General features: G+C 36.4%; 23 protein-coding genes and 1 pseudogene. 2 read left to right on the plus strand and 22 right to left on the minus strand.

Annotated features, from left to right (window positions below):
- Nucleotides 1-13 precede the first annotated feature (13 nt).
- From atpD to LC076_RS23005, 10 genes are all read right to left on the minus strand, one after another.
- Complete coding sequence (gene atpD, locus LC076_RS22960; protein ID WP_226671451.1) at nt 14-1432, minus strand: F0F1 ATP synthase subunit beta; 1419 nt, start codon at nt 1430-1432, stop codon at nt 14-16.
- 175 nt (nt 1433-1607) lie between these two features.
- Nucleotides 1608-2468, minus strand: coding sequence for a F0F1 ATP synthase subunit gamma (locus LC076_RS22965; RefSeq protein ID WP_226671452.1), 861 nt, complete (start codon nt 2466-2468; stop codon nt 1608-1610).
- Nucleotides 2469-2560: 92 nt separating this feature from the next.
- Nucleotides 2561-4069, minus strand: coding sequence for a F0F1 ATP synthase subunit alpha (atpA, locus tag LC076_RS22970; protein WP_226671453.1), 1509 nt, complete (start codon nt 4067-4069; stop codon nt 2561-2563).
- 15 nt (nt 4070-4084) lie between these two features.
- On the minus strand, nt 4085-4630 hold the full coding sequence (locus tag LC076_RS22975; RefSeq protein ID WP_226671454.1) for a F0F1 ATP synthase subunit delta: 546 nt from the start codon (nt 4628-4630) through the stop codon (nt 4085-4087).
- Nucleotides 4627-5148, minus strand: coding sequence for a F0F1 ATP synthase subunit B (gene atpF, locus LC076_RS22980; protein ID WP_226671455.1), 522 nt, complete (start codon nt 5146-5148; stop codon nt 4627-4629). The genes LC076_RS22975 and atpF overlap by 4 nt, the downstream gene beginning before the upstream one ends.
- A gap of 300 nt (nt 5149-5448) precedes the next feature.
- Entirely contained in the window at nt 5449-5661 is a 213-nt protein-coding gene (gene atpE / locus LC076_RS22985; protein ID WP_226671456.1) for a F0F1 ATP synthase subunit C, read from the minus strand.
- Between the two features lie 76 nt (nt 5662-5737).
- Nucleotides 5738-6472: a F0F1 ATP synthase subunit A gene (atpB, locus tag LC076_RS22990; RefSeq protein WP_226671457.1), complete on the minus strand. Its 735-nt coding sequence runs from the start codon at nt 6470-6472 to the stop codon at nt 5738-5740.
- 20 nt (nt 6473-6492) lie between these two features.
- A complete protein-coding gene (locus LC076_RS22995) occupies nt 6493-6861 on the minus strand; it encodes an ATP synthase subunit I (RefSeq protein WP_226671458.1) in 369 nt (122 codons plus the stop codon).
- 7 nt (nt 6862-6868) lie between these two features.
- Nucleotides 6869-7090 (minus strand): AtpZ/AtpI family protein, encoded by a 222-nt coding sequence (locus tag LC076_RS23000; RefSeq protein WP_226671459.1) that lies wholly within the window; start codon nt 7088-7090, stop codon nt 6869-6871.
- A 209-nt stretch (nt 7091-7299) separates the two neighbouring features.
- On the minus strand, nt 7300-9522 hold the full coding sequence (locus LC076_RS23005) for a S8 family serine peptidase (RefSeq protein WP_226671460.1): 2223 nt from the start codon (nt 9520-9522) through the stop codon (nt 7300-7302).
- Nucleotides 9523-9834: 312 nt separating this feature from the next.
- On the opposite strand from LC076_RS23005, the gene LC076_RS23010 reads away from it, so the two are divergent.
- Complete coding sequence (locus tag LC076_RS23010) at nt 9835-10098, plus strand: hypothetical protein (RefSeq protein WP_226671461.1); 264 nt, start codon at nt 9835-9837, stop codon at nt 10096-10098.
- 115 nt (nt 10099-10213) lie between these two features.
- On the opposite strand, the gene upp is transcribed toward LC076_RS23010, so the two are convergent.
- From upp to LC076_RS23070, 12 genes and pseudogenes are all read right to left on the minus strand, one after another.
- Nucleotides 10214-10843, minus strand: coding sequence for a uracil phosphoribosyltransferase (upp, locus tag LC076_RS23015; protein WP_146950223.1), 630 nt, complete (start codon nt 10841-10843; stop codon nt 10214-10216).
- Nucleotides 10844-11029: 186 nt separating this feature from the next.
- Nucleotides 11030-11227 (minus strand): hypothetical protein, encoded by a 198-nt coding sequence (locus LC076_RS23020; protein WP_226671462.1) that lies wholly within the window; start codon nt 11225-11227, stop codon nt 11030-11032.
- A 111-nt stretch (nt 11228-11338) separates the two neighbouring features.
- On the minus strand, nt 11339-12580 hold the full coding sequence (glyA, locus tag LC076_RS23025) for a serine hydroxymethyltransferase (protein ID WP_226671463.1): 1242 nt from the start codon (nt 12578-12580) through the stop codon (nt 11339-11341).
- A gap of 805 nt (nt 12581-13385) precedes the next feature.
- A complete protein-coding gene (locus LC076_RS23030) occupies nt 13386-13958 on the minus strand; it encodes a TIGR01440 family protein (RefSeq protein ID WP_226671464.1) in 573 nt (190 codons plus the stop codon).
- Nucleotides 13959-13974: 16 nt separating this feature from the next.
- Nucleotides 13975-14421 carry a ribose 5-phosphate isomerase B gene (gene rpiB / locus LC076_RS23035; protein WP_226671465.1) on the minus strand — a complete coding sequence of 149 codons (447 nt, stop codon included), beginning with the start codon at nt 14419-14421 and terminating at the stop codon, nt 13975-13977.
- A 266-nt stretch (nt 14422-14687) separates the two neighbouring features.
- A complete protein-coding gene (locus LC076_RS23040; RefSeq protein WP_226671466.1) occupies nt 14688-15980 on the minus strand; it encodes a methyl-accepting chemotaxis protein in 1293 nt (430 codons plus the stop codon).
- Nucleotides 15981-16005: 25 nt separating this feature from the next.
- On the minus strand, nt 16006-16452 hold the full coding sequence (locus LC076_RS23045; RefSeq protein WP_226671467.1) for a low molecular weight protein arginine phosphatase: 447 nt from the start codon (nt 16450-16452) through the stop codon (nt 16006-16008).
- Between the two features lie 317 nt (nt 16453-16769).
- Complete coding sequence (locus tag LC076_RS23050; RefSeq protein ID WP_226671468.1) at nt 16770-17645, minus strand: TIGR03943 family putative permease subunit; 876 nt, start codon at nt 17643-17645, stop codon at nt 16770-16772.
- A 21-nt stretch (nt 17646-17666) separates the two neighbouring features.
- Nucleotides 17667-18680: a permease gene (locus LC076_RS23055; RefSeq protein ID WP_226671469.1), complete on the minus strand. Its 1014-nt coding sequence runs from the start codon at nt 18678-18680 to the stop codon at nt 17667-17669.
- 157 nt (nt 18681-18837) lie between these two features.
- Nucleotides 18838-20262, minus strand: coding sequence for an alkaline phosphatase (locus LC076_RS23060; RefSeq protein WP_226671470.1), 1425 nt, complete (start codon nt 20260-20262; stop codon nt 18838-18840).
- A 106-nt stretch (nt 20263-20368) separates the two neighbouring features.
- Nucleotides 20369-21295, minus strand: coding sequence for an LPXTG cell wall anchor domain-containing protein (locus tag LC076_RS24440; protein ID WP_319005583.1), 927 nt, complete (start codon nt 21293-21295; stop codon nt 20369-20371).
- 12 nt (nt 21296-21307) lie between these two features.
- Nucleotides 21308-22720: pseudogene (locus LC076_RS23070) on the minus strand (alkaline phosphatase); the annotation flags it as partial.
- A 135-nt stretch (nt 22721-22855) separates the two neighbouring features.
- Between LC076_RS23070 and LC076_RS23075 the strand changes: the two are divergent.
- On the plus strand, nt 22856-23893 hold the full coding sequence (locus LC076_RS23075; RefSeq protein ID WP_226671471.1) for a CobW family GTP-binding protein: 1038 nt from the start codon (nt 22856-22858) through the stop codon (nt 23891-23893).
- Nucleotides 23894-24118 lie beyond the last annotated feature (225 nt).

The following is a 24118-nucleotide window of genomic DNA, read 5'->3' on the forward strand; positions in this document are numbered from 1 at the left end:
CCTAGGTCCCTAATTAGGCTTCTACACCCATTTGTTTTGCACTTTCGATTACTTCTTCAATACGTCCAACTAAACGGAACGCATCTTCAGGAAGGTGATCATACTTACCTTCAAGAATCTCTTTAAATCCACGAACTGTTTCTTTAACAGGAACATAAGAACCTTTTTGACCAGTAAACTGCTCTGCTACGTGGAAGTTTTGAGATAAGAAGAATTGAACGCGACGAGCACGAGCAACAGTTTGCTTATCTTCATCAGAAAGCTCATCCATACCTAAGATCGCAATGATATCTTGTAGCTCTCTGTAACGTTGTAATGTTTGTTGTACATTACGAGCAACAGTATAATGTTCATCTCCAACGATTTCAGGTGACAATGCACGTGAAGTTGAAGCAAGAGGATCCACCGCAGGGTAAATACCCATTTCAGATAATTTACGCTCTAAGTTTGTAGTCGCATCTAAGTGAGCAAATGTCGTTGCAGGAGCCGGATCCGTGTAGTCATCGGCTGGAACGTAAATTGCTTGGATAGATGTAACAGAACCAACATTCGTTGATGTGATACGCTCTTGTAATTGACCCATTTCTGTAGCAAGTGTTGGTTGGTAACCAACGGCAGATGGCATACGACCAAGTAAGGCAGAAACCTCTGAACCTGCTTGTGTGAAACGGAAGATGTTATCCATGAAGAAAAGAACGTCTTGTCCTTGATCATCACGGAAGTATTCAGCCATTGTAAGACCTGTTAAAGCAACACGCATACGTGCTCCAGGTGGCTCATTCATTTGTCCGAATACCATGGCTGTTTTCTTAATAACACCAGAATCAGTCATTTCATGGTAAAGGTCATTTCCTTCACGAGTACGTTCTCCAACACCAGCGAAAACGGAAATACCACCGTGCTCTTGTGCGATGTTGTTGATAAGCTCTTGAATTAATACCGTTTTACCTACACCGGCACCACCGAATAGACCGATTTTTCCACCTTTGATATAAGGGGCAAGTAAGTCTACTACTTTAATACCAGTTTCAAGAATTTCAACTTCTGTAGAAAGCTGATCGAATTTAGGTGCTTGTCTATGAATTGGATCACGACGAGAATCAGCAGGGATTGGCTCATCTAAGTCAATGTTATTACCTAATACGTTAAATACACGACCTAGAGTTACGTCACCAACTGGTACTGAAATTGCTGCACCTGTGTCAACAACTTCTACTCCACGAACAAGTCCATCAGTAGAAGACATCGCAACAGTACGTACAGTATCATCACCTAAATGCAGGGCAACTTCTAAAGTTAATTCGATAGCGACTGATTGATCATTCGCTTCTGTTTTAATTGTAAGGGCATTATAAATGTCAGGAAGTTGACCACTTGGAAACTTTACGTCAACAACCGGACCCATAATTTGAGTAATGCGTCCTTTATTCATCGTTTTCCCTCCTATCTATTAAGAAAAAGCTCAGGGCGCCTTGATTAGACTCAGGCAGGCATAAGATGCACAGGAATAGAAGACGTTCTATGTCTTAATTCCTGAGTGGCTTATGAATCTGAGGGGCTAGGCACTGAAGCTAGACACCGACTTTATAATTAGCGGTGTTTTAATTTTATTCTAAAGCAGCTGCTCCGCCGACGATCTCAGTAATTTCTTGAGTGATCGCAGCTTGACGAGCTCTGTTATAAGTTAATGTAAGGCCATTAATAAGGTCTTTCGCATTATCTGTAGCATTCTTCATTGCCGTCATACGTGCTGCATGCTCTGAAGCTTTACTATCAAGTAAAGCACCATAGATGAGACTTTCAGCATATTGTGGTAACAGCACCTCTAATATTTCTTCTTGGTTTGGTTCAAACTCATAAGATGTTAACTTATTTTTACTTGAAGAAATATCAGTTAGTGGAAGAAGCTTTTTCTCAGTTACATCCTGTTGAATCGCACTAACAAAGTGGTTGTAATACATGTATAATTCATCAAATGTGCCGTCAGCATACATGTTTACTGCATTGTTAGCAATATCCTTAATACTAGCGAAATTTGTTTCATCACCAATACCAGTGATTTCTGATATTACATTCATGCCACGCTTTTGAAAGAAATCACGTCCCATTTTACCGATAGCAATAATCGCAAACTCATCGTTAGATTTGTGTCGCTTTTGGATTGCTTGGTAAACTGCGCGTAATACACTACTATTAAATGCACCAGCTAAACCACGGTCAGAAGTAATGACTAAATAACCAGTACGCTTAACAGGTCTACTTTCAAGCATTGGATGACTAACATCAGTGCTTCCGTTAGCAATGCTAGCTACAACCTCTTGAATTTTATTCATATAAGGACCAAATGCCTTTGCATTGTTTTCTGCACGATTTAATTTTGCAGCAGAAACCATTTGCATTGCTTTTGTAATTTGACTAGTTTTCTTTGTAGAAGTGATTCTTGATTTTATATCACGTAATGATGCCAAAGGTTCTCACCACCTTTATTAGAAAATCATCGAAATTTATGAAAAGAAAGCTGTGTGAAAACCTATAAGTTTTCACACAAGCAGTTGGTTAATTATTCGCTAACAGCAAATGTCTTTTTGAAGCCTTGGATTGCTGCTTTCATATCATCATCTTTTGGAAGACCGCCTGTTGTACGGATTTCGTCAAGAAGTGCTGCATTGTTTTGATCTAAATAAGCATGGAACTCATCCTCAAAACGAGTGATATCAGTTACAGGGATATCATCAAGGAATCCGCGAGTTAATGCATATAAAATCGCAACTTGCTTTTCAACTTTTAATGGTTTGTTTAAGCCCTGTTTTAGAACTTCAACTGTACGAGCACCACGGTTTAATTTAGCTTGTGTTGCTTTATCAAGGTCAGAACCAAATTGAGCAAATGATTCAAGCTCACGGTAAGAAGCTAAGTCAAGACGTAGCGTACCTGCAACCTTTTTCATTGCTTTGATTTGTGCTGATCCTCCAACACGAGATACTGATAAACCTGCGTTAATCGCTGGACGTACACCAGAGAAGAACAAGTCAGACTGAAGGAAAATTTGTCCGTCAGTAATTGAAATAACGTTTGTTGGAATATAAGCTGATACGTCACCAGCTTGTGTTTCGATGAATGGTAATGCAGTTAAAGAACCTGCACCCTTTGCATCACTTAATTTAGCTGCACGCTCAAGTAAACGAGAATGCAAGTAGAAAACGTCACCAGGGTATGCTTCACGACCTGGAGGACGACGAAGTAATAATGAAAGCTCACGGTATGCCGAAGCTTGTTTTGTTAAATCATCGTATACAACAAGAACGTGCTTGCCGTTATACATGAATTCTTCACCCATTGTTACCCCAGCATAAGGTGCTAAGAATAACATTGGAGCTGGTTGTGATGCAGAAGCAGTTACAACGATTGTGTAATCTAATGCACCGTGTTTACGTAATGTTTCAACAACACCACGAACCGTTGATTCTTTTTGACCGATTGCAACATAGATACAAACCATATCTTGATCTTTTTGATTCAAGATTGTATCGATTGCTACTGCTGTTTTACCAGTTTGACGGTCACCAATGATTAACTCACGTTGTCCACGACCGATTGGTACAAGTGCGTCAATCGCTTTAATACCAGTTTGAAGCGGTTCATGAACAGATTTACGGTCCATAACACCAGGTGCTGGACTTTCAATTGGTCTTGTTTTTGTTGTTTCAATTGGACCTAAACCATCAACTGGTTGTCCTAATGAGTTAACAACACGTCCGATTAAAGCTTCACCTACAGGAACTTCCATGATGCGTCCAGTACGACGTACCTCGTCACCTTCATGAATATCTGTATATGGTCCTAAAATGATAATACCAACGTTATTTTCCTCAAGGTTCTGAGCCATACCCATAACGCCATTTGAAAATTCTACAAGCTCTCCAGCCATGACATTGTCGAGGCCATGAGCACGAGCGATACCATCCCCAACTTGGATTACAGTACCAACATCGCTAACTTTTATATCAGACTGATAGTTCTCAATTTGCTTTTTAATCAGCGCACTAATTTCTTCAGCTTTGATGCTCATGAGTTTCACCCCTATCTACAATCTATTTGCGACTAATTGTCGCTCTATACGTTCAAGCTTACCGCTTACACTACCATCATATATACGATTACCAATACGAAGCTTCACGCCACCAATTAATTTTGTATCGATTACGTTTTGCAAGCGCAGTGATTTTTTACCTATTTTCTTAGCAAAAGAACTTGAAATTGATGATAATTCAGTTTCTGATAACGGACGAATAGAATATACAATTGCATCTTCCGTGCCGCGGAATTCATTTGCTTGATCTACGAAATGACTAACCACTTCTGTAACGACATCCACACGATGACGATCAACTAATAGAAGAAGAGTATTCACTACCTGTTGTGATAGATTAGTAAATGCTTCTTTTACGATTGATTTTTTCATCTCGTTTGTCACTTTAGGGTGGCTTAATACATCAACAAGATCTTGGTTTGTTGTAAAAACTTCTTTTACAACTTGTAATTCACTTTCAATTTGATCAATTGCGTTTTGTTCTTGTGCAAGTTGAAAAAGAGCTACCGCATAACGTTTTGCTACAATTCCTTTACTCATTGACCTTCGCCTACTTCATTAATGTAGTCATTGATCAATTTTTCTTGCTCTTGTTCATTTAACTCTTTTTCAATAACTTTAGAAGCAATCATAACAGATAGAGAAGCAACCTGTTGACGTAATGCTGCTACCGCTTGTTCTTTTTCTTGCGCAATTTCTTTTAATGCAGCGTCTTTAAGACGTCCTGCTTCAGAACGTGCAGCTTGGATAATATCTTCTTTTTGTTGCTCACCAAGCTTTTTCGCATTTTCTACTAAACCTTGTGCTTCTACACGTGCTTGCTTCAAAAGCTCACGTTGCTCTTCAACCAATTTCTGTGATTCTTTATTTCTTTCTTCAGAACTATTTATTTCACTTGCGATATGTTCTTCACGTTGCTTCATCATATTCAAAACAGGTCCAAATGCATATTTTTTTAATAATGCAAGCAGGATCAAGAATATGACAAGCTGGAATATGATATCACCTGTGTTAAGTCCGCCTGTTGACGCACCTAGTACAAGATCAAAAGTTAACATAGCTCGGTTTCACTCCCTTCAAGAGTTCCATGATGGGTTAGTAGTTCACGGCTTCCAATGAACTTCGTATTTCTGTGTCAGCTACCTCGTCGGTATCCTCACGTACAGGCGTACGCTCCGGTCCCAACTAAGTCACTTCCTTGAACTATTCATTCCTCGAAACCCTTTTATTCTATACATAGTTTTAAAGATATAACATCATTTGTAATCAATAGCGTTACACTTTTCTTTGCATAAAGGAAAGGCGAAGGTTCGCTTTGAATGATCTTCGCCATATAAATTCAATTACTATCGAATTAATTATTGACCCATTACGATGAACGCGATAACTACAGCGATGATTGGAATCGCCTCAACTAATGCTACCCCGATGAACATTGTAGTTTGTAATACACTTTTAGCTTCAGGTTGACGTGCAATACCCTCTACTGTACGAGATACGATAAGTCCGTTACCAATACCAGCACCTAGTGCCGCTAAACCAATTGCAATTGCAGCTGCTAATAAACCCATGTTAAATTTCCTCCTTCAAATGTATGAAAAATAGTATTTCTTTTGTTTTAGTCCAAGTAATTTGAACATTTATTGATTAATGGTCATGACTCACTTTGTGCGCCATATATACCATCGTTAACATAGTAAAGATAAATGCCTGGATTGCACCAACAAAGATACTAAATCCTTGCCATACCATCATTGGAATTGCTGCAACAAGTGTTCCAAAAATTCCACTTCCAAAACCATCTGCATAACCGCTTACTGCTAGACTAGCAAGCAGGCCTAACAAAATCTCACCTGCAAAGATATTCCCATAAAGACGAAGACCGAGTGTTAATGTATTTGCAAATTCTTCAATGATCTTTAATGGAAACATGAAAGGCATCGGTTTAAAGAAATCCTTTGCGTATTCAGACGCACCTTTCATTTTAATACCATAGTAATGTGTTAAAGCTACAACAAGAACAGCCAGAGTTAATGTGATGGCAGGATCTGCAGTTGGTGATTTCCACCATAAGTCGTGATCAACAATTATGGCAAATGGTAATCCTAACATATTTGCTACGAATACATACATTAATAATGTCATACCCAATGTTAAGAATCGTCCACCTGTTTGCCAATCCATCGTACTGCCGATAATATTTTTAACAAAATCGACAATCCATTCTACAAAATTCTGCATTCCCGTTGGTTTCATCGCTAGATTACGTGTTGCCGCAAAAGCGATAAGGAAAACGATTAAACTAGCAATCGTAATCATTAGTACATTTGATAAATTAAAAGTAAGACCTAAAAATTCTCTCACAGGAGCTCCGTGACCCAATAGATTCACCTCTCTTCCAGCTAAGCGCGTGAATGTTGAAAAACATAATCTATCATAATAACGATATACATCGTCATTAATCCAATAATGACACTAACTAGATGGAAATAGTCAGGATACCTCAGTGCAAAAAAAACTGCGACTCCTGCTGCTGCCATTCTTGACATGGTTCCTAACGATCCCGCTTTTCTTCCCTCTTCAATCGCTTGATTAAGTTGGTTGTTTTTCCTCACCATGATCCATAAATTATATAGACTTATGCTTGTCCCTAATATTAATCCTAGGAAAACTGACTGATATTGCGTCACACCCCAACCAATTGTATAGAGGGCAAGTAAATAAAATATGTACTTTCGGTACCTAAGAAACATCAGATGCAAATCAGACATGGAATATTTATTCTCCTGAGAAATAGTGACGGACTAATTTAAGCATGGCGTATACGCCAGTAGCTAGTCCTAGCAGAAGGCCTACGATTAAAAACAGTGGTTCAGTTTTTAAATATTCGTCAAGCCACTTTCCTCCAAAAATACCAATCAAGATTGACCCAACTAATTGGGAAAGAATAGCTGACATGAGGCCCATCGCATGAAGCGGATGGTGTTGTTTTTGTCGCATTTTATAAATCCTCGCTAAGTAGATTTATAACGGATCAGGGGTTGAAAAAACGGTTTGTAACTGGCATTGAAAACCTTATCATTACACCCTCGTTTAGCATACAATAGCATATAGTTCATGTCAATCTGTTTAAAGTCAATTGTTCACAATCTTGTTAAAAACATCACAAATCGTTCACAATTACCTCTTGACTTACTTTTCGACATTAATTATTCACCTAGTAAAATATCTGTTTCAATATGATCTTCTTTTCCATCTTTCTTCACAAAGATGATCGCTTTATACACACCTTCTTTTAAATTGAGATCATCAATTGCTATTTCTTTTTCAAGCATTCCTCTGGAAATACCTCTGCCCCAGTCCAAAAAACCCACAAAAACAAGTGTATCTGGATCATAAAGAGCAATTCCCATTTCATCGGCACCTCCAGGTAAATAGGTTTGATATTTATACATTTTAGGCGTATCACTATAAGCAAATTCAAAACCCATTACTCTTGGATATTGTGGTTCATCAACAACATAGATATAAGGTAGCTGAATTTCATTTTTTCCATAATTAAGTTCAAGCCACTCTTGATGTAAACCAGGTTTTTTTTTGTTTGGTGTGATATCAACACTTATAGAAACATTTCTTTTTTCTCTTGCTCCAACTTTCACATTATTAGGCAAATCCCAATGAATTCCCGGTTCATTTTCTGGTATTCTAAATCGCACATTTTGTTCTTGTTGAGATTGATTGTCCAATGTTATCGTTAGCTCTTTTTTTGTTCGCATGTTGGTTGTTTCAAATTTGCCAAAAGTAAGGGATCCTGGATAAGCAAGTAACTCTGTATTAATCGCATCTTTCACATTTATTCGACCAGCACCTTGTTCTGTTGGTTTTAGAGTTTCTTGTTTATCATTTTTTAGTTGTTTTGCTGTGTTCATTAATGATGCTTTTATTTGTTCTGGATTCCAATCTGGATGTGCTTGTTTAATCAATGCACATGCTCCTGCAACATGGGGTGCAGCCATACTTGTTCCATGTAAAGCTAAATAACCATTTGGAACCGTGCTATGAATTGCCACACCAGGTGCAACAACATCTGGCTTGATTGCCCAAGTATTTGTTACTGGTCCTCGTGAACTAAATTCCGCTAGTTTATCTTCTTCTTTTTTATAAACAGTTCTTAATGAAACGGTTCTTTTTAGTTGTTTCTTGATCGCTAATCCCGCTTCCTTTGAAATCGAGACTACAGGTAGATTCATCGGAATTTCTAATGACCCAGCAAAAGATCCTTTTACATTGTTATAAATGATAACCGCTTTTGCACCTCGTTGTTTTGCATGTAATACTTTTTCTGTGAAGGTAATTTTCCCTCTTTCTATTAAAACAATTTTGCCACGAGCATCTTCGTTGATATCTGTTTTTTTACCTAAACCTCCAAAAACAACTGTATCAACGCTTTTTAAATCCCACGGCTTTGCACCCTGTAGGGAGTTTATTGCAATTAATCCACTTAATCCTGCTACTTTTAAATATGGTGCTTTTATCGGTGGTGAAGAAGCCCCGACAGATATTGCTTTACTAGAGGTACCTGGTGATCCAACAGACCATACATCAGGACCAGAATTTCCACTAGACGTCACAGCAACAATCCCTGAATCAACCGCCTTATCAAGTGCTAAACTAGTTGGCCAATCAGGTCCATTCACATTATTTCCAAGTGATAAATTGATAATATCAACTTTATCTTCTATTGCTTTATCAATGGCTGCGATGACTTGATCAGATGTTCCCATTCCCCCTGGACCAAGTGCTCGATAAGCAATAATCTCTGCTTCAGGGGCAACTCCTCGTAACTTCCCGTTTGCTGCAATAATTCCCGCAACATGTGTGCCATGAAGAGTTTCATCTCCCTCCTCAGCCATTGTCTCCATTGGATCTTGGTCACCATCGATAATATCAAAACCACCCCCATAGTTCTGATCTAAATCTGGATGATGATAATCAACACCTGTATCAATAACAGCCACTTTTACACCTTTTCCAGTTAATCGATGATCTCCTCGATCAAATAAGCCCCTTGCATCTTCACCACCGATAAATGGGACACTGGTATCCAAATGTGATCTATAGGAAACAACAGGGCTATGATGAAGAACAGCGGGATGTTTTTTCAACTCACTTAGGTCTCGAACAGGTCCTTCTAGAGAGAAACCATAAAATGCATGTTGATATGTTTGTGCTATTTTAATGTTGGTATTTGATTGAATTTCTTTTTTAAAAGAATCAAATTCATCACCATTAACAACTAGAAGAATTCTTTGTATATCAGTTTCCTTTTCACTAGGTAGATCTGGTCTATTTGGGTAGGTTTCTCCATATGCAGTTGATGTTATAAAACAAAGAGTGATACATAAAGAAAAAATGTTTTTTCTGATATCCATCGTTATCCACCTCTTGTTTAGTTTGCACGATGTGAGGGGAGAAAATGTAAGTTGAGGCAATATGAGTTATTTCAAAATGGCTATAATCTAAAATTGACGTTCTCAAAAAGGCAAAGGAATATTTCACTTTTTATAGAATGATAAGATTAAGAATATATTTTAAAAAGGTTTTTTTAGAAAGATTGTTGCTAATTGACTTAATTATCTGTCGAGATTATCGCATAAAAAGATGCTACTAGACTTTATACAGTGCTGTTTCATTCAAGATTGGCAAAACAACAAAGTTTACAAAAGCAGAAAAAAGGTGAGTAAATGATTTTTGAAATATTTACAAATATTTGTATGTCAATGGTTATGTTTATTCGTGGAAATCCAAATGAGGAAAAAGTTAATCGGAACATTGAATTACTAAAGAAAGCAGAATGGTTTAATCAGATCTATTCAAGTAATGAAGAATTTTTTAAGAAAGATGAAAATCTACGATACATCATTGGATGGGCGAAAGTTGAGAAATCATTAAGAAATGAGAAGGAAACCGCTAAATTACGGGATGGAATTCTAGAAGCTATAAAGTAAGAATAACTTTGTAGCTTTTATCATTTATGTGATGTTGGTAAGGAGTTATGCTTAAACTGAATCGCCCCTAGGTAATAAAAAAGAAACCCTTAATACAAGAGTTTCCCGTCATCTTTTATTTTGTTCCGTATAATCTGTCCCCAGCATCACCTAAGCCAGGTACGATATAACCGTGGTCATTAAGCTTTTCATCTAGTGCAGCAATGAAAATATCAACATCAGGATGTGCTTCTTTGACAACTTCCACACCCTCTGGAGCCGCAATTAAACACATAAATTTAATGTTTTTTGCACCGCGTTTTTTTAAACTATTAATCGCTTCAACAGCAGAACCACCAGTTGCTAGCATTGGATCAACAACAATAAAATCACGCTCTTCTACGTCTGAAGGAAGTTTTGCATAATATTCTACTGGTTGAAGTGTTTCTGGATCACGGTAAAGGCCGATATGACCAACTTTTGCTGCAGGAATCAATTTTAAAATTCCATCTACCATTCCTAAACCAGCACGAAGTATTGGAATAATTCCCAGTTTCTTTCCTGCTAACACCTTAGATTTTGCCGTTGTAACAGGTGTTTCCACGTCTACTTCTTGTAATGGTAGATCTCTTGTGATTTCAAAAGCCATTAAGCTCGCTACTTCATCAACAAGCTCTCGGAATTCTTTTGTTCCTGTTTTTATATCACGAATATATGTAAGTTTATGTTGAATTAATGGATGATCAAACACATATACCTTGCCCATCAAATCATCTCCTTTTCTTTGACACTTCAATAGATTTTACAGAAAAACAACTATAGTTTCAAGTTCAAATAAGATAAATATACAGGTTATCTCAAGTGTTTTGCTTTTAATCTACTATAATAGCCAAAATAAAATACAATTGTTCCAAGTGCTGATGCTCCAATAATAAATACACCATCCCAATTATTAGAACCACGAGATTTTCCATATGATGATTGGAATGAAGATAATTAGCACTATGACTAGTAAACCCCAAAATAAAGAATGTGCGATTTGTAGTATCTCTTTTGATTGTGTTTTTGGTTTTACTTTTTCAATAGTGACGATTCTTTTCGTGATAAACATGAGTAAAAGGATTGCACCAGCTAGTAATACGATAAGCATGTTAAACCCTCGTTTCAATTGGAGAAGTCTTAGGGGAGTAGAATCTAGGTGTGTGTAATTAGTTAAAATAATGGCGACCTCCTAATTGGAAAGCCGCCATTACACTTTAACTTATAAATTACGATATAAAGGGAAATTACTTGTTAAATCTTCAACACGTTGCTTCGCTTCAGCAAGCTTTGCTTCGTCTTCATGGTTTTTAAGAGCGAACGCAATGATGCTACCGATTTCGTCCATTTCTTTCGCACCAAAACCACGACTTGTTACAGCTGCTGTACCGATACGAATACCACTTGTTACAAATGGGCTTTCTGTTTCAAATGGAATCGTGTTTTTGTTAACAGTTACACCAATTTCATCTAATACATGCTCTGCCACTTTACCAGTGATGCCTAGTGAACGAACATCAACTAATAAAAGATGGTTGTCTGTACCACCAGAAACTAAAGTAAGACCTTCAGATTGAAGCTTTTCAGCCAAACGTTTAGCATTGTCAATGATGTTTTGTGCATATGTTTTAAAGCTATCTTGAAGAGTTTCACCAAAAGAAACTGCTTTTGCTGCAATCACATGCATAAGTGGTCCACCTTGGATACCAGGGAAGATCGATTTATCAATCTTTTTACCGAATTCTTCTTTACAAAGAATCATCCCGCCACGTGGTCCACGTAATGTTTTATGTGTTGTTGTTGTCACGAAGTCTGCATATGGAACTGGATTTTCATGAAGTCCAGCAGCAACAAGACCAGCAATATGTGCCATATCAACCATGAAGTATGCGCCAACTTCATCAGCGATTTCACGGAATTTTTTAAAGTCAATGGCTCTTGGGTATGCACTAGCTCCAGCAACGATTAATTTAGGCTTATGAAGTCTAGCTTTTTCTGCTACATCTTCATAATTAATACGATGTGTTACTTCATCAACACCATACTCAACGAAATTATATTGAACACCACTAAAGTTAACAGGGCTACCATGTGTTAAATGTCCACCATGAGACAAGTTCATTCCAAGAACTGTGTCACCATGATCTAAGATAGTGAAATATACGCCCATGTTAGCTTGTGCACCTGAGTGAGGCTGAACATTTACATATTCTGCACCAAAAATTTCTTTCGCACGATCTCTAGCAATGTCCTCAACAACATCTACATGCTCACATCCACCATAATAACGACGTCCTGGATATCCTTCTGCATATTTGTTTGTTAAAACAGATCCTTGTGCTTCCATTACTGCTTCACTGACAAAGTTCTCAGAAGCAATTAATTCAATTTTCGTTTCTTGACGAGTACGTTCTAATTGAATTGCATCAAAAATTTTCGCATCTTGTTCTGGTAAATGTTTCATTGGTGTGTTCTCCCTTCATTCTTAACCGATAATTATTTTACTTCTCAATTACTTTGGCTGTTTTCGCAAACTTTGTTGCTTTAAAATACCTGAAGAAATCAGCACTGTATTAAGTCTAGTGGCATCTTTTCTTCATAAAATAGTACCCTTATCGTGAGAAAACACTGTTTTCACTCCAAATTTGGTTACATAGCAACAATCGTTCAGAAAAGAGCCTTTATTAATAACGACTAATTCCATCTATATTGTACACGTTTATTGATCCTAATGTAAAAGTTTTTCTGACATTTTTTTCGATTTTTTAAGTTTTCTTCTAGTGTATGAACTAAAAACCGAATATTAAAGGCTTACATTGGTATTAACATTCACTTTTTAAGCGTAATTGGTTTATATATACAACCTATTGTCGTTACTTTTCTTTGTAATGTCAACTACGAATGTAGAATATTTTGATGAATTTGAAAATTTGTATTTGAAGATAGTCTAGGGGTGCTGATTTTGGCAAATTTGTCGATTGAACGTTTATTCCGGAAAGTTGAACGATTACTGGTCAAAGTTGAACGATTATCCTGTAAAGTTGAACGATTAATGCCCAAAGTTGAATGATTATTTATCATCAACTTACTCTGCGAATAAATTCAGTATGATTTTCATTCTAAATAAGACAAATTCAGCCTAGATGCTCATATTAAGAAGCTATATTGGCTCTAATTTGATATAAATACAAATAATATATAAGAAGTTACTACATTTCAATGAAAAAGACACAAAAAAGGAATCAACTACACTAGTTGATTCCTACTATTTAATGACATGAGCTATTTTCAACTGTTTGTTCATATACGGCTCTTGCTCCACCGATTAATTTTGGACGTGTGTTTGCCATCGTCACATGCGCGGCCCCAATTTGTTTTATTTTGCTTCGGATTGGTACTGCCACATGTTTAAGATGCATGCCAATAAATGTGTCGCCTATGTCTATTCCAGCATCTGCCTTAATATGCTCGACAACTACAGGGTTGTTCATCGAATTAAACGCATAGGTAGCCATTGCGCCACCTGCTTTTCGCACAGGAATGACGGTAACCTCTGGAAATTTATGCTCTTTTACAACCGATTTTTCTAAAACAAGTGCACGATTTAAATGTTCACAGCATTGAAATGCTAAATGAATTCCTGTTGATTTCTGGAAATCTGCTAAAGCATTGAAGATCATCTCTGCCACTTCTTCTGTTCCAGCGGTACCGATTTTCTCGCCAATTACCTCGCTTGTACTACAGCCAATCACAAGAAGATCACCTGAACTAAGTTTTGCTTGCTTCTGAAAATCAACTAATAAAAAGGTTAAATCTTGCTTCCATGTTTCAAGATTTGTCATAGTTTAACAGCTTCCTTTAGTCGTGATTCTGTTCATATTGAGTGATTTTCCCTACTCGTGTTGCATGACGGCCACCTTGGTATTCAGTTGTTAACCAGATTTTTGCTACATCTCTAGCTAAACCAGGACCGATGACTCGTTCACCCATTGCTAACATATTTGTGTCATTGTGTTCACGTGTTGCTTGAGCACTAAATGTATCGTGAGCAAGTGCACAACGAATACCTTTTACTTTATTTGCAGCAATACTCATGCCGATTCCTGTGCCACAAATTAAGATCCCGCGATCAAATTCTCCGTTCGCTACCCTCTCAGCTACTGGTAAAGCATAATCAGGGTAATCTACAGATGTTTCACATTCACAGCCCATATCTTCAAATTCAATATTCAGCTCTTGAAGTAAATTGATGATTTCTTTTCTTATATTAAGTCCACCATGATCTGAAGCAATTGCAACCTTCATTGATACACCCTCCACTTTTCAACTCATTACTATTACTAATCATACTACAATACATTGATAATGAAAAAAGCTAATGCTCATGCTATTAGCTTTTTCTTCCATTCTATTTTATCTCTTATATAGGCTCTTTTCAAAAAGATTGTTGCTATATAACCAAAATATGCAGTAGAAACAGTGTAGTTTCGCATATACAGCTACCGTTTTTTGAAGAAAAGGTTCCACTAGACTTACTACTGTGCTGATTTCTTCGGATATTTTAAAAGCCTTTATCTAGTAAAACGATCAATTGTTTTTCGTAATTCGTCTGCACTATCAGCAAGTTGTTTTCCTAACTGGCTAATTTGTTGAATATTTGTTGTTTGATCTGTAATTGCTGAAGCTACTTCGTGTGCACCTGCAGATGTTTCCTGGGCAATTGCTGCCACCTCTTGAGATTGTTCACCCGTTTTTTGCAGTGAATCCATTTGCTGATGAACAAGCTCGCTAATTTGATTAACTGCCGTAGCAACATCTAAGATCGAAGTACTCGTTTCCTCAAGCATTTTAGCAGAGGTTTGTCCATTTTCTGCCTGGCTTTTCGCTGTTTCTACTTGCTCACCTATTTGACCAACCACATTTTGAACTTCTTGTTGAATATTTCCGATAAGACCTGTAATTCCTTGTACAGCTTTTGCACTTTCATCAGCAAGTTTTCGTACTTCTTCAGCTACAACAGCAAAGCCTTTTCCATGCTCACCTGCTCTTGCTGCCTCAATAGAAGCATTTAATGCTAATAAATTCGTTTGATTCGCGATATCTCCAACAAGCGAGACAATTGTTGAAACTTCATTTGCATGCTCTTCAAGTCGACGAACCGCTGTCATCGAATGCTGATTTTCTTCAGCTAATGTTTGAATACCTGTTATAAGTGAATCATAAACCTTTTTACTTTCTTCTAATGAAGTGACCATCTGTTTTGACATTTTTTCTGATGAAGTTGCTTTATCTTCTACTTGTGATGCAAATTCAATGATATCTTCAACTGAAGTTGCTGTTTCTTGAATAGATGTAGCAGACTGATCTGCTCCACGTGAAATTTCTTGAACAGTTAAGGAAATTTCATCTGCTTGTTTAGATGCATTGCTTGATGCAGTCGCAATTTGAGTCACTTGTTGATTTGTTGCATGAAAATTAGATTCAATGCTTTCAACCATATTTCTCATATTTTCAAGCATCGAATTAAAAGCAATGCTTAAACCTCTTATCTCATCATCACTTTTTGTTAATGGAACATCTTCTTTAATATTTCCATCTGCTGCTTTATACACAACTGTTTCAAGCCTTTTCAGAGCCCTTGTAATAAATCCGGCACCAAAATACGCTAAAACACCTGACCAGAAAACACCCATTAATAATGTAATTAATGTGAATACTTCTGGTGCAACAATATGGTCCGCGTAATTTACGACAAAATAAATAAAGAAAGCACTTGTTGAATATGTAATCAGTGCTAATACTGTTGCAAAAATAACAAGCTTACGACGCAAGCTAAACTTATATTTCTTTTCATCTCTCTTCACATGTTTCTCCCCCTGTGCATTTCTACTATTTAAGCTTATCTTTCAGTTTAACAATAAGAACTTCTAAATCCGCTAGTGTTTGTCGATACAATGTTAAAGGTCCGCCGTATGGATCTGTTATATCTCTCTTTTCCTCCGAAGGATCTGATACATATTCTGAAAGAGTAAAGGTTTTTCTTCCTGCTTCTGGATAGTGATCAATAACCGATTGCTTATGACTATTTGTCATTGTTAAAATAACCGTAGCCCATTCTACTAAATCACTTGATAAGCTAGAAGACTTATGCTGACATGTAATTCCTCTTTCACGTAATGCTTCAATCGAATGACGAGATGCATCACTTCCATCTATTGCAAAAACACCAGCCGATTTAACAAAAATCGAATCTGAATCCTTTAGATGATTTAAAAGGCCTTCTGCCATCGGACTTCTACAAGTATTTCCCGTGCAGATGAATAGTACATTTGTCATATAATACACTCCTTTATATTATTATAATCGAAAAAAACATAAGAAAATAGTCGAATTTATTGAATAAAATTTGTATATTGTGACTATTTTACCCTTTCTGAGAATGTAACTATCTCTTCTCGTAAACTTTATTGATTTAACAAGTTTTAACGAAAGGGGTAGATAGTAGGAAGTCGTTTCATTTCGCTCCACACAAGATTCCCCCGGGAGAAAATGGAACTGTATAAATAAACACAATTTCTAACCTATCGTTAGGTTAGATCCCGTCAAAGATAAAAAGAGTGCAGAGATAAACTCTACACTCAATCATTATAGCATTAATAGATATAAATATATGGATCTGATGGAGCTTCTATAACTTCTAATTGACCAATATCAATTGAAGGAAGAGCCAGACCGTTTTTTTCTGTTTTATTAATTGTTCCTGTTACCTTTACCCATTGGTCATTCTTAAGCTGAGTTGCCATTTCACCTTTTGCCAGTGTTCCAATAACCTGAAGATCGGCTACACAGCAGGAAACAGTAAATCTCGAGACTGCCATTTGATCCGGTTCAAAATCTGGTTCACGATAAACAAATCCAGTTAGCTCAATTTCTTTTCCAATAAATTTATCCAAGTTCGTCTCAATATAGGTGGTGATCTTTTGATACTCTGTATCTTTCACAACGATTTTATCACTATTTAAAAGACCTTCTAAAAATAATTCATCAAGACTTTTTGTTTCAGAAGAAGATGATGAAGCATTACTTTCTGTAGCTGAAGCTTCGACCACTTTATCTTCCCCAGCTTTTTCTGTTTGCTCTACAGGAGTTTCTGAAGCTCCAAGGTTAATCCCTCTTTTAGCGATAACCGAGCTATCAAGGACAACTTCCGGAAACATAAACCCTGTTAAGACCGGAAATAAAAATAAAGAATAAATTAAGAGTGATTTGATTGGTGATCTTTTCCCACTATGATCAAGGCCACAATCACAGTAGATGTCTAACTCTTCTTTTGAATCACTTCTCCAAATTTGTAAAATGCCTAATATGAGAAATACCCCTGTTGCAAAATAAGCAAACGGAAGCATTTTTGGTGCAATAAAGTTTGTAATATCACCAGAAATAATTAATTTAAATAGCAACATTGTGAAGCCTACTAAGATAATACCTCTAATGAATTTTTGAAATCCTAAATCAGTTGTTTGTTCCATCTCAATTTCCCTCCATTTCTCTTAAAATACCAATGCTTGATAAACAAGGACTCCTAAATAGACAACGATTGTTACAACTAAAATAAAGGCGAAAACAAATTTTGTTTTAAAATAAGCGAAAAGCATGATTGTATTTTTCAAATCCAACATCGGTCCATACACAAGAAACGCTAATAAAGCTCCAGGTGCAAATGTACTGCCAAAGGAAGCAGCAATAAAGGCATCAGCTTCTGAACATAGTGATAAGACAAAAGCAAAGACCATCATGACGATTGGTGATGAAAACTCACTTGAACCTAAACTTAATAAAATATTTCGATCTAAAAATGTTTGGAATAAACTTGCGATAAAGGCACCAATGATGAGGTATTTTCCCATATCAAAAAATTCATCACTTGCATGATAGAGAGTTGCTTTTAATTGGTTTACATTCAGAACTTCAGACGTACCCGTTTGTTTTCCAACTAATTCTTCAGATGTTAGTTTCAATTGATCACTATTTTTAAAGAAAACGTATAATACTAGTCCGATAATAATCGATAATATAAATGCTAAAACCATACGGCCAGTTAAAATACTAAGATTCGTTTGAAAAGCAAAATAGGTAGAAGCGGCAACAACAGGATTTAAAATCGGTGCACAAGCTAAAAAGACAAATGCAACATGTAACGGCATTCCTTTTTTAATTAATCTTCTTACAACCGGAACAACAGCACACTCACATACTGGGAATATCGCACCAAGCAAAGCGGCTGGCAATACAGCTATAATCATATTTTTAGGAATATATTTCTTTACTGTTTCTTCAGAAACGAATATCTGGATTAGTGATGAAACAAACACTCCCAGTAAGATAAACGGAATCGCTTCAATGACAATACTCAAGAAAATTGTATTTAAATTCAACCATTCTTTTGGGATCGAAAATTGATTTTGAAAGATTTTGTAATCCCAAAAAATAAAGAAGTAGATAAATACCGCTACCAATGCTAAACCTATTAATTCCTTTGATTGCTTCAACATCATTGTTCTCATCGTAAAACCCCTTTTTCTATATTCTTTTATCATCCAAATTCAAAAAGCCCCTGCAAGTGACTACTTTATATGTAATGAAGATTACTTACTTGAGGATCTTACTTTACTAGAAAAGTAGAAAGCCTATTAATACAGGCTTTCTACTCAATATTGCTGTTTATTTATTATTCTCTTCTAATAGTTGGAAGATAATTTTCGCTTGATCGGTGTTATCAATTAAACCACTGAAACGTGATTTTTCTGGACCGAAAGCATATACAGGTACTTCTTCACCTGTGTGACCGCCTGTTGTCCAACCTGTTACAGAATGATCATTTACAATCGCTTCGATTGCATTGTCAATTGCTGTACCGTTATTTGCTGCAACAGCGTCTTTGACTGCTTGAATTTCTTCAGGCTTAATTTGGCTATAGAAGCTGTTATCGATATGATTTTTCATCACACTTTCTACATCAGCACTTGCACCTGCTGCATAAAGTTCAGCTGCAATATAATCTGGTGTTTTATTGAAAGCTTTTATTGGGTTTACTAGGAAGTTATAATCTCCACTCGTTTTTGCTTTCGTGTTTGCTCCTAATGTTAAACCACCTGTTGCATGGTCAGCTGTAGTGACAACTAGTGTTTCACCATCATTTTTTGCAAATTCAATTGCTGCTTTAAATGCACGTTCGAAATCTTCCATTTCACTCATTGTGCCTACAACATCATTATCATGCTCTGCCCAGTCAATTTGGCTTCCTTCAATCATTAAGAAGAAACCATCTTCATCTTTATTCAGGCGTTCAATTGCTGTTGTTGTCATTTCTTCAAGTGAAGGAATGCTATCATCACGATCGATCATTTTTGGAAGTCCACCTTTAGCAAATAAACCTAATACTTGACCGTTTGTATCGTTCAATAATTCTTCTTTATTAGTTACAAAGCTGTAACCATCTTCAACAAATTTTTCCGCTAGATTAGTAGTGTCCTTTTTACGGCCATCAGCTGGTACAAAGTTCTTTGAACCACCACCAAGCATGATATCGACTTTATGTTCACCATTAATTAGCTCATAATAATAATCATCAGCTATTGCATCCATGTTTTTACGACTTTCATCATGAGCACCATAAGAAGCTGGAGTAGCATGAGTGATTTCAGATGTTGCAATTAAACCAGTAGCTTTTCCATACTCTTTCGCACGTTCAAGTACTGTTTCGTAAGGATTTTTCTCATTATCCATCCCAATAGCATTATTGTATGTTTTTATACCTGATGCCATTGCTGTTGCAGCTGATGCTGAGTCCGTAATTTTCTGCGACGGATCATCAGGATACGTCGTTTGCATTCCTACTAAATATTTATCAAATTCAGTAGACTCCATCGTTTTAGTTGAAGGATCATTTTTCATATATCGATGTGCTGCAACTGTTGAAGGTCCCATTCCATCACCTATAAGGAAAATGACATTTTTAATTTTAGCTGTAGACTCTTTTTCTGCTTTTGCTTCATCTTGATTTAATCCTGCAAAACTCCCAACAACAACTGTTGATAGGACAGCTGCAGTTACTAGTTTTTTCGTAATCGATCGTTTAAAAACCATGAATTTCCCTCCTAATTTCTTAAATGGCTAGTAAGCTCTTAATCTGTTGGGAAGGGAAGTACATTTGTACTGCCCTACCCCTGTTTGTATTAAGCTTTATTATTTATCAAGCGTTCAATTTTGCTTTTCTTCTTTGATAAAAGAAGATCGCACCTGCTGCTAGTAAAACAGCCATTCCTAGTCCTAGTAAATTAAACACATTTGTAGCTGTTTGAGGTAATCCATATCCACCCTCAGTTGCTGGAAGCTTTTTCAGTTTATCAACATCTTTTGCATTATCCATCTCTAATTCAAATACTGCGAAAGAACTGAAATGGTCTGTATCTGCTGTTACAACACCATTTTTATAAGCTCCACCTACTAATTCCCACTTCTTATCTTCTTCGTTATAGTAGAAAAGTTTCACATCTTCTTCTTTTTCTACTTCACCAGTTACATTAAATTCTAATGTCATTTTTTCTTTAAATTGATGTACAGCTTTATCTCCAGCCATGATTGTGAAATCGTAAACTGCACTTAAAGCATCATCAATATTCTTCATGCGTTCTACCTTAATTTTCACATCACCATCTGGTAGATTTTCAAAAGGTACATTTACTTTCACATCTTTGTTTTTCAAATGAAGATCAATATTTTTTTCTTTTAACCATTTAATTTGCTCTTTACTTAAAGATAGCTCAACATAGTGTTCACCTTTAAAATCAACAATAACTGTCGAACCTTCTTTTACTGCCTTTAAATCCTCTGTATCAATTGTCGCTTTACCATCTTTAATTGTTACTTTTACTTCTTGTGGCTTTGGTTGTTCTGTTTCATCTCCTGGTGTTTCTGGGTTCTCTGGTGTTTCTGGTGTTTCTGGTGTTTCTGGTGTTTCAGGTGTTTCTGGTGTTTCAGGTGTTTCTGGTGTTTCTGGATTTTCAGGTACTTCCGGTGTTTCTGGGTTTTCTGGTGTTTCTGGATTTTCAGGTACTTCCGGTGTTTCTGGATTCTCAGGTACTTCTGGTGTTTCTGGTGTTTCTGGTGTTTCTGGCATTTTATTTTCTTCTAACAGTTGGAAGATAATTTTTGCTTGATCTGTATTATCAATTAATCCTGCAAATCGGTCTTTTTGTGGTCCAAATGCATATACAGGAACATCTTCACCTGTATGTCCACCAGTTGTCCAACCAGTGACAGAATGGTCATTAACAATCGCTTCGATTGCATTATCAATTGCAACACCGTCGTTTAATGCTGCAGCATCTTTTACCGCTTGAATTTCTTCACTTGTGATTTGGTTGTAGAAGCTTGAATCAATATGTTTTTGCATGATTCCAACTACATCAGCACCTGCTCCAGCTGCATAGATTTCAGCTGCGATATAATCAGGTGTTTTAGAGAAAGCTTGAATAGGGTTAACATGAAAATTGTAATCTCCATTTGGCTGAGCTTTTGTGTTAGCTCCTAGAGAAAGACCACCTGTTGCATGGTCTGCTGTTGTCACAACTAACGTGTGCTCATCATTTTTAGCAAATTCAATTGCAGCTTTAAAAGCTTGTTCAAAATCGTTCATTTCACTCATTGTTCCAACAACATCATTGTCATGCTCAGCCCAGTCAATTTGACTTCCTTCAATCATTAAGAAGAAGCCTTGCTCATCTTTACTTAGACGCTCGATAGCTGAAGATGTCATTTCTTCAAGAGAAGGAATACTTTCATCACGGTCAATCATTTTTGGAAGACCACCTGTAGCAAACAAACCTAGTACTTGTTCATTTTCATCACTCATTAGTTCGTCTTTGTTCGTTACATAGCTATAACCTTTTTTCTGGAATTCTTCTGCTAGATTGCGATCATCGATTTTTCGACCATCTTCTGGTACGAAGTTTTTAGAGCCACCACCAAGAATAACGTCAATTTTATGATTACCATTTACAAGCTCATCAAAATAATCGTTAGCAATCGCATCCATATTTTTACGACTTTCATCATGTGCACCATAAGATGCTGGTGTTGCGTGTGTTACTTCTGATGTTGCAACTAATCCTGTTGCTTTTCCATCTTCTTTTGCTTGCTCAAGAACGGTTTCATATGGGTTTTTGTCAGCATCCATACCAATTGCATTATTGTACGTCTTAATTCCTGATGCCATTGCCGTTGCAGCTGAGGCAGAATCTGTTATATTCTGTGAAGGATCATCTGGATATGTAGTTTGCATACCTACTAAATACTTATCAAATTCAGTAAGTTCAACCTGTTTTGTGTCAGGGTTATCCATCATATAACGATGTGCTGTTACTGTTGAAGGCCCCATTCCATCTCCGATTAAGAAAATTACATTCTTGATTTCCGGTGTTTCTGCGGTATTTGCTTTTGCTGATTCTTGATTTAAACCAGCAAAACTACCGATTACTAATGATGATAAAACACCAAGAGTAACTAGTTTCTTAGTAAAGCCTCTTTTAACTACCACTATCATATTCCTCCCTTAATCTATTTTTCACACAACTATAATGGTAGTTTGCAAATGTTAAGGAAAAATGTATATTTTTTGTAGATAAGGTAAATTTTTTGTAAATTTTTGAAGAATCACTTGTCGAAGGAGATAATCGAAGTGTATAATCGTAACGATTCCTATTTGATACCAATAATGAAAAGTGAGGGGTTTGTGTTGAAACAGCCTATAAATGTATACATAATTAGTGGATTTTTAGGAAGTGGTAAAACGACTGTGTTGCAAAAACTCGTTGAAGAATGCAATGCTAGAGGACAAAAGCTTGGGATTATCCTTAATGAGCTTGGCGATACAAATATCGAAAACCATCTATTTGATAAAGAACAAATGTATGAGCTCTTAAACGGTTGTATATGTTGTTCCATTCAAGATGATTTAAAAACAACTTTAGATCAATTTATTAAAAACCCTGTCGATATTTTGTTAATAGAAGGTACTGGTGTTGCAAATCCTACTGAAATTATCGAAGCACTGGCTAGTCCACTCTATATTGATCAATTTAATTTACAATCTGTTATAAGTTTAGTAGATGCAAGTAATTATCTAGACTACCAAAGTATTTTTTCCAGTTCTAAAGAAGTTCGAACTTTATTAAAGGAACAAATTACGAGTGCATCGTTTATTATTTTAAATAAAACAGATCTTGTTTCTGAGAAGAAACTCGATAAAATCAATAATCAAATTAAAAAACTGGTTAATGAAGAAATACCGATCGTAACAGCTTCATATGGAGATGTTTCAGCAAACGAGCTGTTGATGGAACGAATACGGACAATTAATTTAACCAACAAGCAAGTGGCATCATGTGGCTGTTCAACACAAGCAACATGTGATCATAATCACGTTAACCATGCTTCTATTAAAGCTGTGAAGTTAGAGGATATACCACTATTTGATAAAAAAGTATTTGAAAAGTGGTTAAAAAGCTTGCCAGAGAATGTTTTCAGAGGTAAAGGGATCGTTCAGTTTCATCAAGATTCGAATGTATATTCATTTCAATTCGCGTCTAAAAAACTTGCAATACAAGAAGTAAAATCAAAAAGTGGTTTAAAACCAATTATTATTTTAATCGGTAATGGGATTGATAGTGAGGCAATAAAGAAATCTTACGAACAAACTTTTCTACACTTGTCTTAGACAGAGGCTCGGACATAATTAAAGAATTCATAAAAAACACGAATAAATCTAAATTCAGTTAAGCCGAAAGAAACAAGTTCGTTCCATTGCGCTGCAGACACTCGCTTTCCACGGGGAGGAAGCTGAGCCCAATGTCATCAAGCTAACCTTACAAATTATGTAAGGTTTTTTTGGACGATTTTCTGTTTGAATCAAGCTAAGTTTAATTGAAATGCAAATGTCATA

This window comes from Metabacillus litoralis, from assembly GCF_020524045.1.
Lineage (GTDB): Bacteria > Bacillota > Bacilli > Bacillales > Bacillaceae > Metabacillus > Metabacillus litoralis_C.

What these genes read in the sequence shown, in the direction of transcription:
- LC076_RS23010 (WP_226671461.1), top strand. Translation starts at nt 9,835, where the DNA reads ATGATTTTTGAAATATTTACAAATATTTGTATGTCAATGGTTATGTTT.
- LC076_RS23050 (WP_226671468.1), bottom strand. Translation starts at nt 17,645, where the DNA reads ATGGAACAAACAACTGATTTAGGATTTCAAAAATTCATTAGAGGTATT.
- LC076_RS23000 (WP_226671459.1), bottom strand. Translation starts at nt 7,090, where the DNA reads ATGCGACAAAAACAACACCATCCGCTTCATGCGATGGGCCTCATGTCA.
- atpF (WP_226671455.1), bottom strand. Translation starts at nt 5,148, where the DNA reads ATGTTAACTTTTGATCTTGTACTAGGTGCGTCAACAGGCGGACTTAAC.
- LC076_RS23060 (WP_226671470.1), bottom strand. Translation starts at nt 20,262, where the DNA reads ATGGTTTTTAAACGATCGATTACGAAAAAACTAGTAACTGCAGCTGTC.
- LC076_RS23020 (WP_226671462.1), bottom strand. Translation starts at nt 11,227, where the DNA reads ATGCTTATCGTATTACTAGCTGGTGCAATCCTTTTACTCATGTTTATC.
- glyA (WP_226671463.1), bottom strand. Translation starts at nt 12,580, where the DNA reads ATGAAACATTTACCAGAACAAGATGCGAAAATTTTTGATGCAATTCAA.
- atpA (WP_226671453.1), bottom strand. Translation starts at nt 4,069, where the DNA reads ATGAGCATCAAAGCTGAAGAAATTAGTGCGCTGATTAAAAAGCAAATT.
- LC076_RS23030 (WP_226671464.1), bottom strand. Translation starts at nt 13,958, where the DNA reads ATGACAAATCTTGAAACATGGAAGCAAGATTTAACCTTTTTATTAGTT.
- LC076_RS22975 (WP_226671454.1), bottom strand. Translation starts at nt 4,630, where the DNA reads ATGAGTAAAGGAATTGTAGCAAAACGTTATGCGGTAGCTCTTTTTCAA.
- LC076_RS23045 (WP_226671467.1), bottom strand. Translation starts at nt 16,452, where the DNA reads ATGACAAATGTACTATTCATCTGCACGGGAAATACTTGTAGAAGTCCG.
- LC076_RS23055 (WP_226671469.1), bottom strand. Translation starts at nt 18,680, where the DNA reads ATGAGAACAATGATGTTGAAGCAATCAAAGGAATTAATAGGTTTAGCA.
- rpiB (WP_226671465.1), bottom strand. Translation starts at nt 14,421, where the DNA reads ATGAAGGTTGCAATTGCTTCAGATCATGGTGGACTTAATATAAGAAAA.
- LC076_RS24440 (WP_319005583.1), bottom strand. Translation starts at nt 21,295, where the DNA reads ATGCCAGAAACACCAGAAACACCAGAAACACCAGAAGTACCTGAGAAT.
- LC076_RS22995 (WP_226671458.1), bottom strand. Translation starts at nt 6,861, where the DNA reads ATGTCTGATTTGCATCTGATGTTTCTTAGGTACCGAAAGTACATATTT.
- atpE (WP_226671456.1), bottom strand. Translation starts at nt 5,661, where the DNA reads ATGGGTTTATTAGCAGCTGCAATTGCAATTGGTTTAGCGGCACTAGGT.
- LC076_RS23005 (WP_226671460.1), bottom strand. Translation starts at nt 9,522, where the DNA reads ATGGATATCAGAAAAAACATTTTTTCTTTATGTATCACTCTTTGTTTT.
- atpD (WP_226671451.1), bottom strand. Translation starts at nt 1,432, where the DNA reads ATGAATAAAGGACGCATTACTCAAATTATGGGTCCGGTTGTTGACGTA.
- upp (WP_146950223.1), bottom strand. Translation starts at nt 10,843, where the DNA reads ATGGGCAAGGTATATGTGTTTGATCATCCATTAATTCAACATAAACTT.